This window comes from Collinsella sp. AM34-10, assembly GCF_003469185.1.
Classification (GTDB): Bacteria; Actinomycetota; Coriobacteriia; order Coriobacteriales; family Coriobacteriaceae; genus Collinsella.
Window position 1 is genome coordinate 458,246 of the sequence record NZ_QSIL01000001.1, and the last position, 15,744, is coordinate 473,989.

15 protein-coding genes are annotated in these 15,744 nt (G+C 61.3%); all 15 read left to right on the plus strand.

What is annotated here, in order from left to right; translation table 11 throughout:
- The first annotated feature begins 158 nt into the window (after window positions 1-158).
- The 15 genes from DW823_RS01950 (at window position 159) to rpsO (ending at window position 15,647) form a co-directional block, all read left to right on the plus strand.
- Window positions 159-2,189, plus strand: coding sequence for a DNA internalization-related competence protein ComEC/Rec2 (locus tag DW823_RS01950; RefSeq protein WP_158567244.1), 2,031 nt, complete (start codon window positions 159-161; stop codon window positions 2,187-2,189).
- Window positions 2,190-2,267: 78 nt separating this feature from the next.
- On the plus strand, window positions 2,268-3,230 hold the full coding sequence (gene holA / locus DW823_RS01955; RefSeq protein ID WP_118079862.1) for a DNA polymerase III subunit delta: 963 nt from the start codon (window positions 2,268-2,270) through the stop codon (window positions 3,228-3,230).
- 133 nt (window positions 3,231-3,363) lie between these two features.
- Window positions 3,364-3,630, plus strand: a complete 267-nt coding sequence (gene rpsT, locus DW823_RS01960; protein WP_022094714.1) for a 30S ribosomal protein S20 — start codon at window positions 3,364-3,366, stop codon at window positions 3,628-3,630.
- Between the two features lie 96 nt (window positions 3,631-3,726).
- Window positions 3,727-5,538 (plus strand): translation elongation factor 4, encoded by a 1,812-nt coding sequence (gene lepA / locus DW823_RS01965; protein ID WP_118079864.1) that lies wholly within the window; start codon window positions 3,727-3,729, stop codon window positions 5,536-5,538.
- Between the two features lie 5 nt (window positions 5,539-5,543).
- Window positions 5,544-6,587, plus strand: a complete 1,044-nt coding sequence (gene dusB, locus DW823_RS01970; RefSeq protein ID WP_118079867.1) for a tRNA dihydrouridine synthase DusB — start codon at window positions 5,544-5,546, stop codon at window positions 6,585-6,587.
- Between the two features lie 2 nt (window positions 6,588-6,589).
- Window positions 6,590-7,822, plus strand: a complete 1,233-nt coding sequence (locus DW823_RS01975) for a coproporphyrinogen-III oxidase family protein (protein WP_055250063.1) — start codon at window positions 6,590-6,592, stop codon at window positions 7,820-7,822.
- Window positions 7,823-7,880: 58 nt separating this feature from the next.
- Window positions 7,881-8,984 carry a DnaJ domain-containing protein gene (locus DW823_RS01980; RefSeq protein ID WP_172674578.1) on the plus strand — a complete coding sequence of 368 codons (1,104 nt, stop codon included), beginning with the start codon at window positions 7,881-7,883 and terminating at the stop codon, window positions 8,982-8,984.
- An 81-nt stretch (window positions 8,985-9,065) separates the two neighbouring features.
- Complete coding sequence (dnaJ, locus tag DW823_RS01985) at window positions 9,066-10,214, plus strand: molecular chaperone DnaJ (RefSeq protein ID WP_118079870.1); 1,149 nt, start codon at window positions 9,066-9,068, stop codon at window positions 10,212-10,214.
- 9 nt (window positions 10,215-10,223) lie between these two features.
- Window positions 10,224-11,516: a MiaB/RimO family radical SAM methylthiotransferase gene (locus DW823_RS01990; protein ID WP_055250067.1), complete on the plus strand. Its 1,293-nt coding sequence runs from the start codon at window positions 10,224-10,226 to the stop codon at window positions 11,514-11,516.
- Window positions 11,497-12,483, plus strand: a complete 987-nt coding sequence (locus DW823_RS01995; protein ID WP_055250069.1) for a PhoH family protein — start codon at window positions 11,497-11,499, stop codon at window positions 12,481-12,483. Before DW823_RS01990 ends, DW823_RS01995 begins: the two co-directional genes overlap by 20 nt.
- Window positions 12,480-12,989: an rRNA maturation RNase YbeY gene (gene ybeY / locus DW823_RS02000; RefSeq protein ID WP_055250071.1), complete on the plus strand. Its 510-nt coding sequence runs from the start codon at window positions 12,480-12,482 to the stop codon at window positions 12,987-12,989. The genes DW823_RS01995 and ybeY overlap by 4 nt, the downstream gene beginning before the upstream one ends.
- A gap of 9 nt (window positions 12,990-12,998) precedes the next feature.
- Window positions 12,999-13,376 carry a diacylglycerol kinase family protein gene (locus tag DW823_RS02005; protein ID WP_022094706.1) on the plus strand — a complete coding sequence of 126 codons (378 nt, stop codon included), beginning with the start codon at window positions 12,999-13,001 and terminating at the stop codon, window positions 13,374-13,376.
- 12 nt (window positions 13,377-13,388) lie between these two features.
- The gene (era, locus tag DW823_RS02010; protein WP_172674579.1) at window positions 13,389-14,465 is read left to right on the plus strand and encodes a GTPase Era; all 1,077 of its coding nucleotides are present in this window, start codon (window positions 13,389-13,391) and stop codon (window positions 14,463-14,465) included.
- A gap of 15 nt (window positions 14,466-14,480) precedes the next feature.
- Window positions 14,481-15,230 (plus strand): DNA repair protein RecO, encoded by a 750-nt coding sequence (recO, locus tag DW823_RS02015; RefSeq protein ID WP_055250073.1) that lies wholly within the window; start codon window positions 14,481-14,483, stop codon window positions 15,228-15,230.
- Window positions 15,231-15,368: 138 nt separating this feature from the next.
- A complete protein-coding gene (rpsO, locus tag DW823_RS02020) occupies window positions 15,369-15,647 on the plus strand; it encodes a 30S ribosomal protein S15 (protein ID WP_035138510.1) in 279 nt (92 codons plus the stop codon).
- Window positions 15,648-15,744 lie beyond the last annotated feature (97 nt).

A 15,744-nucleotide genomic window follows, 5' to 3' on the forward strand; every position in this document is an offset into this window, starting at 1 on the left:
ATGCGCTGCTGGGAGAGCGGGCGGCGCCCGTCACATTGCTTATGGCCATTCCCGTTGCGGCAGCAGGGTGCATCGTATTGGCTCGGTCCTGCATGCGCCTTGTGCGGTGGAGGCGATGGCTGTATGCCGCGGCCCTCGGCCTCGTGGCGGGAGCGGTCGTGTCCGCGGGTTGGGCGATAGGGGCGCTGCGCGCTTCGAGGGCGTTGGATAATCGGGCTGCGAGCAGTCTCGAGTTTGTTGTGTGTGGCGACCCGTCCATCAATGACGGTGCGTACTCCTATACCTGTGATGCGTATGCGGGCGAAAAGCGTTTGGGTCAGGTACGGCTGTCGTGTGATCGTGAGCTTGGCGCCGGTTCGCATGTACGTGCTATCGGTCGAATTTCGCGCTTTGAGAATGATGCGTATGGGCGCTCACGCGTGCTTCGGGGCGAGCTTCGAAAGGTTAAAGTCGTCCGGTTGGTATCGATCGACGAGGGCCCTCCAGGCCCGTTGTCTTGGCTTCGAAACGAGCTCCTTGCCGTTATCGCGCCCGCGACCGACCCAGCGCGCTCGCTCATCGCCGGCGTTGTCTGTGGGCGCTCGTCCGAGCTGCGCGCCCAGCCTGCGGGCGAATGGTTTTCGGTAACGGGCACCGCACATCTCATCGCCGTTTCGGGCAGTCATCTTGCCATCGTGGGGTTTGTGATTGAGAGTGCCCTGCAAAAGACGCGTCTCTCTCGTGGGTTTCAGCGGGGGCTGTTGGTGCTGGCCCTCGCTGCCTATGCCGTTTTTACTGGCGCTTCGCCCTCGGCCGTGCGCGCGTGCTGTATGGTGGCGGCGACGCTTGTCGCCAACGGCGCCGGACGTCGTCGGCATGGCCTCTCGGCTCTGTTTGTCACCATGGCAATCTTTGTGTTGCTGCGCCCGACGGTATTGTTCGAGATGGGTTTTCAACTATCGTGCGCCAGTGTTTTTGCCATCCTTTGTTTTTGCCCCTACGCTACCTACGCCTTGTGCGAGCTGAGCGTGCCATCGGGGGTTGCCGGTATTTTGTCCGTCACGATGTGCTCACAACTCGCGACACTTCCTGTAACCATTCCCGCATTCGGGACGTTTTCGCTCATTGCCCCGCTTGCAAATGCCGTGATCGGTCCGGTGATAAGCGTACTGCTTGCTATATCGGTTGTGCTGGTGCCCTGCTCGCTTGTGCCGCTGTTGCGTCACGGGGCGCTCGTGGGGCCCATGATTGTCGCTCGCTGCGCCCTGTTCTTTGAGCAGCTCTTTGCTGCCGTTCCGGGCGCATCCGTAAGCGTGCCGCCCGATGCGCCCTTGGTATACGTGGTGCCGTTTGCGCTGGCGGTCCTCTTGGTCTGGTGGCCACGTCCCCGCGCGCGGCCCATGGCAGTGGGGCTGCTGTGTTTGATGCTTGCGGCGGCTGTTCCGTATGTCTATTGGGATCGATGTGCGCTGCCTTCGGTAACAGTCCTCGATGTCGGCCAAGCCGATGCGATTCTGGTTCGTCAGGGTAGCGCCGTGGCGCTTGTCGACTGTGGGCTCGATGAGCGCGTGGTGTCGGCGTTGGTTCGCAATAACGTTCACCATATCGATGCCGTCTTCGTGACGCATTGGGATGAAGATCATTGGGGCGGTCTTCCCGATGTGCTCGATCGGTTTTCGGTTGGAACCATTGCGGTCGCGGCCGATGCGCTGGAAGGCGCGCCTGCTGAGGTCCTGAATCGCCCCGGCGTAACGTGTCGGCAGGTGGCTCTCGGAGACACGGTTGATATCGGCGCATTCCGGGCTCGTGTGATGTGGCCGTTTGACACAGTGGATGGCGAGGGTAATGAGGACTCGCTTGTCTTGCTGCTCTCCTATGCTCGGGAAGGCAAGAGCCTGCGTATGCTCCTCACTGGTGATGCCGAACTCGATCAGGAGCGCGAGTTTGTACAGGAGGTGGGCGATATCGATGTGCTTAAGCTGGGACATCACGGCTCAAAAGTTTCCGTCGACACAGAGCTGCTGGAAACGCTTAAGCCCGAGCTCTCTATCGCGAGTGCGGGCGAGGGCAACCGCTACGGTCATCCATCCGATGCCTGTATCGATGCCGTTCGCGATGCGGGCGGCGCGTTCGCATGCACTATCGAACAAGGAGACATTACCGTCTCGCCGACCGCAACCGGTTTTGCCATGCGATGTCAGCGACCGTGATGCTGCCGTTGGCGCGGGACCAACCCGTGGGCTAGAATGGCACGGTACGAACTCGAGATCCTGCGGGAGGGGAGCGCGATGTCCGAAACCGGTCTGTTGCCGGCATATCTGATCGTCGGTACCGACGGAGTCAAACGCGACCACGCCGTCTCGCGTATGAAGGCGCGTCTGGAAAAGACGGGCATGATCGAGTTCAACCTCGACGAGCGCGATATGACCAAAGACCCCGATATCGAGTCGATTATCGGATCGCTTAACACCTTTCCCATGGGCAGCGAGTTTCGCCTGGTAATCCTTGACGGCTGCTCAAAACTCGCCAAAGCGATTTCTGAGCCGCTTGTCGAGTATCTGGCGAGTCCCAGCCCCACGACGGTCTGTCTCATTATTGCCGACTCACTTGCCAAGAATACGCGCCTGTATAAGGCAATCGCCAAGATTGACAAGAAGGCCGTGATCGACTGTTCGGGCACCAAACGCTGGGAGCTCCCGCGCCGCGTGCAGCAGATGGCGACGCAGCACGGAAAGTCCATCTCGACGGCGGCCGCCGAGGAGCTCGTTTCGCGCTCGGGTGAGAACACTCGCATGCTCGATAACGACTTGGCCAAGCTTGCCCAGATGGTCGAGGCGCCGCAAATTGAGCTTGCCGATGTGGAACGCTGGATCGTGCGCACGGCCGAAGTCCAGCCTTGGGACTTTCTCAATGCGGTCTCGGCCCGTGACATGCGCCGCTCGCTTGAGCTCTTCAATCTACTGCCCGCCAAGAGCTACGTGTGGACTTACACATTGCTGTGCGGCCGCATCCGCGAGCTAATCGTTGCCAAGGCGCTCGATGCGCGCGGACAAGGTCGTGAGCTGGCTGCAACGCTCAAGCTCCAGTCCTGGCAGGTCAAAAATCATCTGACCTGGGCACGCCGTTTTTCGATGGCGGAGCTCGTTGCGGCGCTCGAGGGTGCCGTCGATGTGGAGCTCGCGCTCAAGGGTTCGGCTGATTCGGAGACCGCGCTTTTGCTCTGGATTACGAACATCTTGAGAAAATCGTGATGATACCTGCCTATTTGACAAATTCGTTCTATCCCTTTGAGGGGGAGCGTGCTATAGTAGGCGCTTGCATGACCTCACCGTGTCTCAGAGGTGTCATACATTTTTTGCAAGGAACTCGAAAGGAACTCCAGAAGTGGCAAACATCAAGTCTCAGAAGAAGCGTATCCGCACCAATGAGGCAGCTCGCATGCGTAACAAGGCTGTCAAGTCCGAGCTCAAGACGCTGACCAAGCACGTCCAGTCCGCCGTCGCCGAGGGCGACGCCGAGAAGGCCCAGGCTGCCCTCAAGACCGTCACCAAGCGTCTCGACATGGCTGCCGCCAAGCATGTTATCCACAAGAACCAGGCTTCCAACCGCAAGTCCGGTCTTGCCAAGCTCGTGAACAGCATCAACGCCTAAGTTGTAAATTTCACACCACACAGATTACGCGCATAAATGGAGCCTGTTTTATGGAACAGGCTCCATTTTTTGTACCGCTCGGGTAAGATAGTCCGCATGAATACTTCAATTGACATTTCCCACATCCGCAACTTCTCGATCGTTGCGCACATCGACCATGGCAAGTCCACGATCAGTGACCGCATCCTCGAGCTCACCCATACCGTTGACGAGCGCGACATGGAGTCGCAGCTGCTCGACACCATGGATATCGAGCGCGAGCGCGGCATCACGATCAAGTCCAATGCCGTTCGCGTTTCCTATGACGCCGACGATGGTGAGACGTATCAGTTCAACCTGATCGATACGCCGGGCCACGTTGACTTTACCTACGAGGTCTCGCGTTCGCTGGCCGCCTGCGAGGGTGCGGTGCTCGTCGTCGACGCCACGCAGGGCGTCGAGGCACAGACCGTCTCCAACGCGACGCTCGCCATGAACGCCAACCTGGATATCGTGCCCGCCATTAACAAGATCGACCTGCCGTCGGCACACCCCGACGAGGTTAAGACCGAGATCGAGGATGACCTGGCGATTCCTGCCGACGATGCCGTATGCGTATCGGGCAAGACCGGCGAGGGCATTCACGACCTGCTGGAGTCCATCGTCTTTTTGATCTCACCGCCAAAGGGCGATGCGAACGCTCCGCTCAAGGCACTTATCCTGGATTCTTACTTCGATGAGTACCGCGGCGTCGTTGCCACGGTCCGCGTCTTCGACGGCTCCATCAAGAAGGGCGATACCCTGCGCATGATGCAGGCCGAGGGCGACTTCTTGGTCGACGGCGTGGGCGTCAAGCGTCCCGCCGAGACGCCGGTCGACGCACTGACGGTCGGCGAGGTGGGCTACGTGGTCACGGGTCTGAAGGATCCCGAGGCCGTGCACGTGGGCGATACCCTCACGTGGGCGTCGAATCCCTGCCCCGAGCCGCTTCCCGGTTACCGCGAGGCTAAGCCCATGGTCTACACGGGTTTGTTCCCGATCGACAACAAGGATTACGAGAATCTGCGCGACGCTCTCGATAAGCTGCATGTCAACGACCCGTCGTTGGTGTGGGAGCCCGAGACCTCGGTGGCGCTCGGCTTTGGTTTCCGCGTGGGCTTCTTGGGCCTGCTGCACATGGAGGTCGTCAAGGAGCGCCTGGAGCGCGAGTTCAACCTGGACCTCATTGCCACGAGCCCTTCGGTGGACTATCACGTCTACAAGACTGACGGTGAGATGATTGATGTCCGCAGCCCACAGGATCTGCCCGAGGCTACGCGCATCGAGCGCATCGAGGAGCCCTACCTTAAAGCCAAGATTATCTGCCCGCCCGAGTATACGGGTGCCGTCATGCAGCTCGCTATCGAGCACCGCGGCGTTACGACCGATATGATCCACCTGACGAGCAAATCGGTCGAGATGCGCTTCGACATGCCGCTCGCCGAGCTTATCTTGGACTTCTTTGACCAGCTCAAGAGCCGTACCAAGGGCTATGCCTCGCTCGACTACGAGTTCAACGAATATCGCCCCTCCGAGCTCGTCAAGCTCGATATCCTGCTTTCGGGCGACGAGGTGGACGCGCTTTCGTTTATCGTGCACAAGGACAAGGCCTATGGCCTGGCCCGCGGTCTGTGCGACAAGCTCAAGGAAATTATTCCGCGTCAGCTGTTCGAGGTACCTATTCAGGGCGCCATCGGCAACAAGATCATCGCCCGCTCCACCGTTAAGGCACGCCGCAAGGACGTGCTTGCCAAGTGCTACGGCGGCGATATCTCGCGTAAGCGCAAGCTGCTCGAGAAGCAGAAAGAGGGTAAGAAGCGCATGAAGGCCATCGGTTCGGTCGAGGTCCCGCAGGAGGCCTTTATGGCGATCCTCAAGGTGGACGAGTAGGTCCCATGGCGCTTTCTGAATACAGCAAGCGGCTGCTGGGCGCCTATGCCGAGCAGCCGTTCCTTATGGCTCCCATGGCGGGCGTAACCGACCCCGCCTATCGCATCATGTGTCGCCGCCGCGGTGCCAACCTTGCCTACAGCGAGATGGTGAGCGTTGCGGGCCTTGCCTATGCCAGCAACAAGACGTGGCGCCTGGTGTTGCCGGCCGACGAGGAGCAGCAGATCTGCGTGCAGCTCTTTGGTTCCAAGCCCGATCAGTTTGCGGGTGCTGTCGCTGCCGTCGAGGAGCGTGTGGGCGATCGCCTGTCGCTCATTGATATCAACATGGCCTGCCCGGCTCGCAAGGTCGTCACCAAGGGCGAGGGCTCGGCGCTTATGCGCACGCCCGATCTGGCAGAGAAGATCGTTGAGGCAGCGGTGGGCGCGGCGCACGTGCCCGTGACCGTAAAAATCCGCAAGGGCTTTTACGCCGAAGACCGCAATGCCGCGACGTTTGCCCAGATGCTCGAGGGGGCAGGGGCCGCTGCGGTGGCGGTACATGGTCGCTGTGCCACGCAGCTCTATACGGGCCAGGCCGATTGGTCGGTCGTCGATGAGGTGGCCGACGCCGTCGAGATTCCTGTTATCGGTTCGGGCGACGTGTTCTGCGCCGAGGATGCCGCGGAGCATCTGCGCAACTCCGGCGCCAGCGCCGTGTTCATCGCGCGCGGTATCTATGGCAATCCCTGGGTGTTCGGCGATGCCCGCGCCCTTGCGCTCGATGGCACGCCGGTACCGGTACGTAGCTCGGTCGAGCGCCTGGATGCCCTGCGCGAGCACCTGACGCTCACGCACGAGCTGTTGCCGCTCATGTCGCGTGCCCGTACGTACGCAAGCTGGTATCTAAAGGGGATGCCTCATGCTGCGGCCTGGCGCGCCCAAGTGGTGCGTTGCTCCACATACGAGGAGTTCATGGCATTGGTCGATGATATCGAGCGCGATGTGGTGGCCTGCGAGGCCGCACTTGCCGCCGGCGAGTCGGTGCCCGCTCATCCGCTGGAGGCCTAACGGTGGCCGTTACCGCGCTGTACGTGCATGTTCCGTTTTGCGCCCAAAAGTGCCGGTACTGCGACTTTGACTCGCGCAGTTTTGCTCCGTGCGACCTGAGCGCTGCGCTCGATGCCTATTTTGAGCAGTTGTATGCGCGCCTTGATGCCTTTGGAGACGTCGGGGCGCTTGCGCAGATCCGTACCGTCTATGTTGGCGGCGGCACGCCGTCGCTGGCGGGGGAGCGCCTGGTAGAACTCGCCCGGCGTATCTCTGCGTGCTGCAAGCCAGTTGAGTTTACCTGCGAAGCCAATCCTGAGTCGTTGACTTCGCAGCTTGCTGCGGCGCTTGCCGGGGTGGGCGTCACGCGCATTTCTCTGGGAGTTCAGACCCTCGACAACGCCGAGCTTGCCGCGATTGGCCGCATCCACGATTCGCACCGCGCCCTTGCAGCCATCGCCGCGGTGAGGGACGCTGGGCTCGATGTGTCCTGCGACCTGATGTGCGGACTTCCCGGGCAGACCGCCGTAAGCTGGCAGCGCACGCTCGATGGCGTGTTGGCGGCGGCGCCGCATCACGTGTCGGTTTACCCGCTCACGCTCGAGGAGGGCACGCCGCTTTACCGCATGGCGTGTCACGACGAGTCGCTTGAGCCCGACGAGGATTTTCAGGCTGCGTGCATGGATGCGGCGCGTGAGTGCCTGGGTGCGGCCGGCTATCACCCGTATGAGGTGGCAAGCTACGCGCTCGACGGCCATGAGTGCGCCCACAACATTGCCTATTGGACCGGACAGGGCTATCTGGGCTTGGGCCGCTCTGCCGCCGGTATGCTCGATGCCGAGGATTTCGATCGCTTGGCCGGGCTGTTTCCCGACGTGCCTGCTCGCGGCGATGCGTATCGCGTGCGCTTGGTGCAACGTGACGATGATGCGACGGCGTTTGATGCCGAGTATCTGTCGCAGCGCGAGGCTGCGGCCGAGGATCTGATGCTCGCCTGCCGCATGACGCGTGGCATTGGGCCCGACCTGTTGGTTCGCTCGGCAAGCGTGATCGCTGCAGATGAGTTGGCGGCGGCCTGTGACCGTGCTCTCGAGTTGGGCCTTGCCACCTGGGTGCCCGATCATGTTGAAGGACATGCTGGGAGCGTCACCTTAAAAGACGTTATCGCAGGTCGCGTCCGTGCCCGCTTAGCGCCCACCCACTTGGGCTGGCTCGATGGAAATGTGCTGTTCGAGCTGTTTTGGGGTCTAGCTTAGGCCGCTCGGGTAGAATTACCGCAATATATACGCTGCTGTGAGCAGGAGGTTGCCGCGCATGGCGACGATGAACGAAAAAGATTACTACGAGATTTTGGGTGTCTCCAAGGACGCCACCTCGCGTGATATACAGAAGGCCTTCCAGCAAAAGGCACGTAAGCTCCATCCTGACGTCAACAAAGAGCCGGATGCCGAGGAAAAGTTCAAAGAGGTTTCCGAGGCCTACGCTGTGCTTTCGGATGAGCAGAAGCGTGCGCGCTATGACGCCATGCGTTCGGGTAATCCCTTCGCCGGCGCTCCCACGGCTTCGCCCTATGGCGGCGGCTACGCCGGCAGCGCAGGCTATGGTAATCCCTTTGAGGGCGGCTTTCCCTTTGGTGGCGCCTGGGGCCAGCCCCGTCGCGGCCAGGCGGCCTACAACCCCGAGAGTGGCGCCAACGTGGTCGTCGATATCAAGCTCGACGCCAAGGAGGCCAAGGGCGGTGCCCGCAAGACCGTCCGCTATACGCGCTTCGATACCTGTGGTCACTGCGGAGGCTCGGGATCTGTTTCGTCCGAGCATGCACATACCTGTCCGAGCTGCGGCGGTCGCGGCCACATCGACGTCGACCTGTCCTTCCTGTTCGGTGCCGGCACGTTTCAGTCTGTCTGCCCCGAGTGCGGCGGTTCCGGTAAGGTCGTCGCCGACCCCTGCCCCGATTGCGGCGGCAGCGGCCGTGTCCGTGTGACCTCCGAGCAGACGATTGAGTTTCCCGCCGGCACGCACGATGGTGACGAGGTTCGCATTAGTGGCATGGGTCACGCCGGCACCAACGGTGCCTCGGGTGGCGATCTGGTCGGCCGCGCCCATGTCGAGGCCGAGCGCCTGGAAGGCAAGGCCCGTACAGGTTTTTACCTGATGGGCATCGTGGCGCCGTTTTTGGTGCTGTCGGCCATCTCGGGCGTGTTCTCGGCCTTTGCCATAATGTGCTTTATTCCGTTTGCCATGGGCCTGTTTATGGTGGTCTCGGACGGCGTGCTGCACCGCAGCCTGCTGTGGTGGAAGCGCGGCGCGATGCAGTTTGCCAACGGTTTTGCCAACGGATTTATGTTTGCGCTCGTGTCGGTTTGGTTTGCGAGTTGCTCGCAACGTGCCATGCTTTCGCCCTACGCAATGCAATAACATCTAGCCCTCTGTTTGCGGCCGGCCCAGCTTGGGTATAGGACGCACTGTGACAAAAATGAAAGTCGGAAGGATTCGGTCGTGTCGGAAAATAGGGATTACTACGAGGTACTTGGCGTCGACAAGGATGCCGACGCGCGGACGATTAAGCGCGCGTTTCTAAAGAAGGCCCGTACCGTACACCCGGACGTTTCGGACGACCCCGAGGCCGAGGCCAAGTTCAAAGAGCTTAACGAGGCGTATTCCGTTCTTTCCGACGAGCAGAAGCGTGCTAACTACGACCGTTACGGCACCGCGGACGGCCCTGGTGGTTCGGGGTACGTCGATATCAACGATATCTTTGGTGGCATGGGCATGGACGACCTGTTCTCGTCGTTCTTTGGCGGCGGTGCCGGCGGTGGCGCCCGAAATCGCCGTGAGCGTCGTCGCGGCCGCGATATGGCCATCTCCCTTTCGGTGACCCTTGAGGAGGCGGCGCTCGGTTGCAAAAAGACGATCAGCTATGACCGCCTTGCCCCCTGCGAGGATTGCAACGGCACCGGCAGGGCCGAGGGTGCACGGGAAAAGCAGTGCAGCCGCTGCCACGGCACGGGCTATGTCACGACGGTCCAGCGTTCGTTCCTGGGCCAGGTTCAGTCTTCTTCGCCCTGTCCCGACTGCCATGGCGAGGGCACGGTTATCGACCATCCCTGCGAGACCTGCGACGGTCAGGGCCGCACGCCTTCGCACGAAAAGATCGACATCGATATTCCCGCCGGCGTTTCGACCGGTCGCCAGCTGCGCGTGAGCGGCTTTGGCGAGGCCGGTCTTCGTGGCGAGCCCTCGGGCGACCTGATCGTCAACGTGCGCGTCGCCGACCACGAGCGTTTTAAGCGCAACGGCGACGACCTGTACCTCGTGAGCGATATCTCGATTGCGCAGGCTGCGCTCGGATGCGAGATCGAGGTCGAGGGTATTATGCCTGACGAGGTCGTCAAGCTGTGCGTCCCCGCCGGCGCCCAGTACGGTGACACCGTGAGCGTCAACAATTACGGCATGCCGCGTATCGGCGGTGGCGGTTCGCGCGGTCGTCTGATCGTGCAGATGCGCGTGGTCGTCCCCACCAATCTCTCCAACAAGCAGCGCGAGCTGCTTCGCGCCTTTGCCGACGAGATGGGCGATGACGTCGCATCCGGTAAGAAATCCGTGACCGATCGTATCAAGAGCGCCCTCGACGATATCCTCGATTAAGGAGCCCGCGTGCTCGCACCTCATATCTCTGTCGTCAACCTCGGCTGCCGTGTCAACCGGGTTGAGTCCGACCGTATCACTGCCGATTTAATGCGCCTGGGCTTTGCGATGGTGGAGCCTCAGGATGCTGAGCTGATCGTCATTAACACCTGTGCCGTTACGGGCGAGGCCGAGGCCAAGACCCGTAAGGCCGTTCGCCATGCGCTGGCCTATCCAAACGAGCCCTATGTGGTCGTGACCGGATGTGTGGTCAATCTGCATCCCGAGGAGCTGCTGGAGCTTTCGGACCGCGTGATCGCCGAGCCGTCCAAGATCGATGTCGCCGAACGCGTCTGTGAGGTGCTGGGCGTTGAGTCAGATGACGTTCCCGCCTGCAGCGACGGCGAGGTTGTCGACGCACTCGGTCGCTCGCGTCTGGGCGTGAAGATTCAGGACGGCTGCAACCATCGCTGCACCTATTGCATCGTGTGGAAGGCACGCGGTCCCGAGCGCTCCGTGCCCGTCGAGTCCGTGCTCGAGCAAGTTCGCGAGGCCCAGGAGGCCGGTGTGCCCGAGGTGGTGCTGACCGGTGTGAACCTGGGTGCCTACGATGGCAAGAGCGCGACTGATGAACACGTCGAGATCGATGAGCTGCTCGAGGCGATCATGGAGCGCACGTCCATTCCGCATGTGCGCATTTCCTCGGTCGAGCCCATGGATATCTCCGAGTCCCTGCTTAAGGTCATGGCGCGCTATCCGAAGCGCATCGCCCCGTTTTTGCACCTGCCCGTGCAGTCTGGCTGCACCAGGACACTGCGTCGCATGGGCCGTCCCTACAGCGCCGAGGCCTTCGAGGAGACGGTGCACATGATTCGCACCAACTTGCCCCAGGCGTCTCTTTCGTGTGATGTCATCGTCGGTTTTCCCGGCGAGACGGACGAGGAGTTTGAGGAGTCGCTGGCGCTGTGCCGCCGTGTGGGCTTTTCGCGTATGCACGTGTTTCGCTACAGCAAGCGTCCCGGTACCCTTGCTGCCGACATGCCCGACCAGGTGCCGCCCGAGGTCATGGCCGAGCGTAGCCGTCGTATGCGAGCCGCGGCGCAGGAGCTTGCCATTGCCGACGCTCGCCGTCGCGTGGGAACCGTCGAGCGTGCCGTGCTCGAATATGGCGACAACCTGACGCTCGGTTCGTTCCATCATGCCCGTCTTGACGATACCCGTGGACTCACAGCCCCGTGCCTGCTCGATGTTGCTATCATCGGAGTCGATGATTCCGGCTTGGTCCATGCACGCAGGGAGGTTCATGGAAGCCTCGAAGATTAGACTTACCGTTCCCGAGGGTATTGACCCTTCGCGCGTTTTGGGTGCCGGTGACGGCGTCCTTCGTGCGCTCGAGAGCTTGGTTCGCGCCCATGTGGTCGCCCGTGGCGACAGTATCGCCGTGAGCGGTGACCCGGACGAGGTCGAGCTCGTGGCGCGTTTTTTCGAGCATGCTTTTCGCGAAGCGGCCGCCGGACGCACACTGTCTGCCGACGATGTCTCTCGCTGCCTGGCCGTATTGCGCGACGGTGAGCACGAGGCTACGTCGCTTCGCGATGATGTGCTGCTTTCGTATCGCGGTCGTGCCATTCGCCCCAAGACGCTCGGCCAAAAGCGCTACGTGGATGCCATCCGCTCGCATACCATCACGTTTGGCCTTGGTCCCGCCGGTACCGGTAAGACCTATCTGGCCATGGCGCTCGCCGTTGCCGCGCTCAAGCGTCACGAGGTGGGCCGTCTGATCTTGACGCGTCCGGTTGTCGAGGCGGGGGAGAATCTGGGCTTTTTGCCCGGTACCCTCGAGGAAAAGATCGACCCCTATATGCGTCCGCTCTACGACGCCCTTTTTGACATGATGGATCGCGAGCGCACCGATGAGCTCATGGAGCGCGGCATGATCGAGATCGCCCCGCTTGCCTACATGCGCGGCCGCACGCTGAGCGATGCCTTCGTGGTGCTCGACGAGGCGCAAAATACCACGCCCGAGCAGATGAAGATGTTCCTGACGCGCCTGGGTTTTAACTCCAAGTTTGTGATTACCGGCGACCTGAGTCAGCGCGACCTGGTGGGTCGTCGCGGCGGTCTTGCCGACGTTGAGCGGATTTTAGGCCGTGTCGACGATGTCGCATTTTCTCACCTCGAGCGTGCCGACGTGGTGCGCCATGCCTTGGTGGGGCGTATCGTCGAGGCATACGATGCTTATGATGATGTACGCGATAAGCGCGTGCACGACCGAAAGGAGTCCCGTTGAGTGTATTGATCAGCAACGATGCCGAGCTCGATACGCTACTCGACGCGCAGGAGGTAGAGCACATCTGCGAGGTCGTGCTTGCCGCCGAGGGCGTTGAGCGTGAAGTTGAGATTTCCCTTTCGTATGTCGATGAGGACGAGATGCACGAGCTCAACCACGAGTGGCGCGGTATCGACCGTACCACCGATGTCCTCTCGTTTGAGTGCGACTCGGCCTTTGACGAGGATATTCCCGCCGACGAGACGCTCGAGCTCGGCGATATTATCCTGGCCCCGGAGGTCATTGCCCGTCAGGCCCCCGGCTTTGGTAATAGCCCTGCCGACGAGTGCCGCCTGATGCTCGTGCATGGCATGCTGCACCTGCTGGGGTATGACCATATCGAGGACGACGAGGCCGAGGTCATGGAGGCCCGCGAGGACGCCATCCTGCGCGATCTGGCGCTCGAGCGCGGCGAGGACCCCAAGCTGGTCCACATCGGCCCCATCACCAACCACGCCCACGACTAGGAGCCGTCTATGATTCCCGGATCGAACAAGGACCATCCGTCCTTCTTAAAGTCGTTCTCCTACGCCATGGAGGGCTTCGTCACCGCCGTTAAGACCGAGCGCAACATTAAGGTCATGCTCGTGGCGGGCGTGTGCACCGTCATTGCCGGCTGCATCGTGGGGCTCGACATTGCCGAGTGGGCCACGGTTATCATCTGCTGTGGCTTGGTGATTCACGGCGAGCTGTGCAACACCGCCATGGAGGCGATCGTCGACCTGGCGACCCAGGAGCTCCATCCGCTGGCAAAGCGTGCGAAGGATATCGCCGCCGCCTCCGTATACGTACTTTCCATCACCGCCGCGATTGTGGGATTGCTGGTATTTGCCCACGCGCTCGACTTTATTTAGAAAGGGATTTTCATGTCCGACAATATGCAGCTTATCGATGAAACTCTGGACGACGAGTCCCTGGATGCGGTGGATGCCGAAGCGAACGATGCCTATGAGGATGTCGAGGAGTTCGATCCGTTTGAGGGCATGAGCGACGAGGAACTCGACGCCCTGTGCGACGAGGGCGACAGCCTCGCGGGCTTTGGCGACGTTGAGCCTGGTTTCCGCAGCGGCTTCGTGGCGCTGGTCGGCCGCCCCAACGCCGGCAAGTCCACGCTGCTCAACGCCTGCTATGGCAAAAAGGTCGCCATCACCTCGCCGGTGGCCCAGACGACCCGCCGCCGCATGCGCGCCGTCGTCAATCGTCCCGGTTACCAGCTGGTCTTTGTCGATACCCCGGGTATCCACAAGCCCAAGGACGGCCTGGGGTCCGAGCTCAACAAGAGCGCGTTGTTCGAACTGAACGATGTCGATGTCGTCGCGTTTTTGATTGATGCCACCAAGCCGATCGGCAGGGGAGACGCCTGGGTTGCCGAGCGCGTCAAAAACGCCCGTTCCAAGAAGGTCCTGGTGCTCACCAAGGCCGATGAGGCCGACCCCGCACAGGTCATGGAGCAGCTTAAGGCCGCCCACGAGCTCATGGAATATGACGATGAGATCGTGACGTCGTCGGTCAAGAACTTCAACGTCGATGCGTTTATCGAGACCGTTGCACGCTTTTTGCCCGAGGGTCCGCGTTGGTTCCCCGAGGACATGGGTACCGACGCTTCCGACGAGACGCTCGTTGCCGAGTTTGTGCGCGAGAAGGTCTTGCGCCGCACCCGTGATGAGATCCCGCACTCCGTTGGCGTGATCTGCGATGCGCTCGAGCAGACCAAGAAGGTGCTGCGCATGCACGCCACCATTTACGTCGAGCGCGAGGGGCAAAAGGGCATCATCATCGGCAAGGGCGGCGAGATGATCAAACATATCGGTATCGACGCCCGTCGCGATCTTGAGCGCATCTTTGGCACGCAGGTCTTTTTGGAGCTGGACGTGAAGGTCAAGGCCGGCTGGCGTGACGACGAGGCCCAGATTCGCCGCTTTGGCTACAACGCCGAGGACTAAGGACGCGCGGCGCGCATGGCAGGCTCCCGGACATATCGCACGAAGGTGCTCGTCCTCGATAAGACGAAGCTCAAAGAGACGGACCTGATCTTGACGATGCTTGACGAGCGGGGTCGGCAGGTTCGCGCCGTGGCAAAGGGCGCCCGCAAACCCGGTGGGCGCCTTGCTGCGCGCTGCGAGCTGTTCTGCACCGTCGATATGCTGCTCGCGCATGGACGGTCGCTCGACGTGGTTTCCCAGGCCGAGCTTATGGAGGCGCCGCTCGGCGCTGCGCCCGATTACGAGACGACCTGTGCCGCAAGCGCGATTGCCGAGGTTGCGCGCGTGTGCTCGTTCGAGGACGCCGAGGACCCGTATACCTTTGCCATAACGCAGCGAGCGCTTGCCCTGGTGGGCAGCGGGCTCGACACGGCGCATATGGATCTACTTGTGGCGGCATATGTCTTTAAGCTGCTGTCGCACGTTGGCTATCGACCCGATTTTTCGGCCTGCGTGCTGTGCGGAGACCCCATGCTGTCGTATTTTTCGCCCCGGGCGGGCGGGCTCATGTGCGGGTCGTGCGCGTCGAGCGTTCCGGGTGCCGAGCTGGTGTCGACCGGTGAGGTCGCGTGGCTGCGCGCCCTCATGTCCATGACCTTCGATGCACTCATGGCCGAGAGGATCGATCCCCATACCGCTGCCTTTTTATTGGGGCTTTCGCATGTTTGGGCTGCGACGCACACCGATCAGCGCCTCCGTGCGATGGAATTCATGTTGGGTCGGTGATGACGCGCAGGCGCGGGCTGCTTGTGGTAACATACCGACCTGTTGGTACCTCGATCTTGGATGCTCGCTCCACCGGCGGCTTCCCAGTCCGAGGCGAATAGCGTCGCCCGAGGGCGACAAGAAACGAAAGGTGAAACAATGACTGTTTCCAAAGAGCGCAAGGCGGAGCTGACTGCCCAGTTCGGTAACACCCCGGTCGACACCGGCAACCCCAAGGTTCAGGTCGCCATCCTGTCCGAGCGCATCAAGGAGCTGACCGAGCACATGAAGTCCCACCAGAAGGACTTCCACACTCGTCGTGGCCTGCTCATGCTCGTCGGCCGTCGTCGTCGTCTTCTCTCCTACATCAAGAAGAACGACATCGTCGAGTACCGTGAGCTCATCAAGGCTCTGGGCATTCGCGACAACATCCAGTAAGGATTTGTACATGCTAAGAGCGTCCTGCGCAGCGGGGCGCTCTTTTTGTGTAAGGGCGTGAACAATCACGCTCTGAAGCGTGGCGGGGGCAGGGGGC

Excerpts from the sequence above, each read along its gene's own strand:
- dusB (WP_118079867.1), top strand. The coding sequence starts at position 5,544 with ATGGCGCTTTCTGAATACAGCAAGCGGCTGCTGGGCGCCTATGCCGAG.
- lepA (WP_118079864.1), top strand. The coding sequence starts at position 3,727 with ATGAATACTTCAATTGACATTTCCCACATCCGCAACTTCTCGATCGTT.
- DW823_RS01980 (WP_172674578.1), top strand. The coding sequence starts at position 7,881 with ATGGCGACGATGAACGAAAAAGATTACTACGAGATTTTGGGTGTCTCC.
- era (WP_172674579.1), top strand. The coding sequence starts at position 13,389 with ATGTCCGACAATATGCAGCTTATCGATGAAACTCTGGACGACGAGTCC.
- DW823_RS02005 (WP_022094706.1), top strand. The coding sequence starts at position 12,999 with ATGATTCCCGGATCGAACAAGGACCATCCGTCCTTCTTAAAGTCGTTC.
- holA (WP_118079862.1), top strand. The coding sequence starts at position 2,268 with ATGTCCGAAACCGGTCTGTTGCCGGCATATCTGATCGTCGGTACCGAC.
- recO (WP_055250073.1), top strand. The coding sequence starts at position 14,481 with ATGGCAGGCTCCCGGACATATCGCACGAAGGTGCTCGTCCTCGATAAG.
- rpsO (WP_035138510.1), top strand. The coding sequence starts at position 15,369 with ATGACTGTTTCCAAAGAGCGCAAGGCGGAGCTGACTGCCCAGTTCGGT.
- DW823_RS01995 (WP_055250069.1), top strand. The coding sequence starts at position 11,497 with ATGGAAGCCTCGAAGATTAGACTTACCGTTCCCGAGGGTATTGACCCT.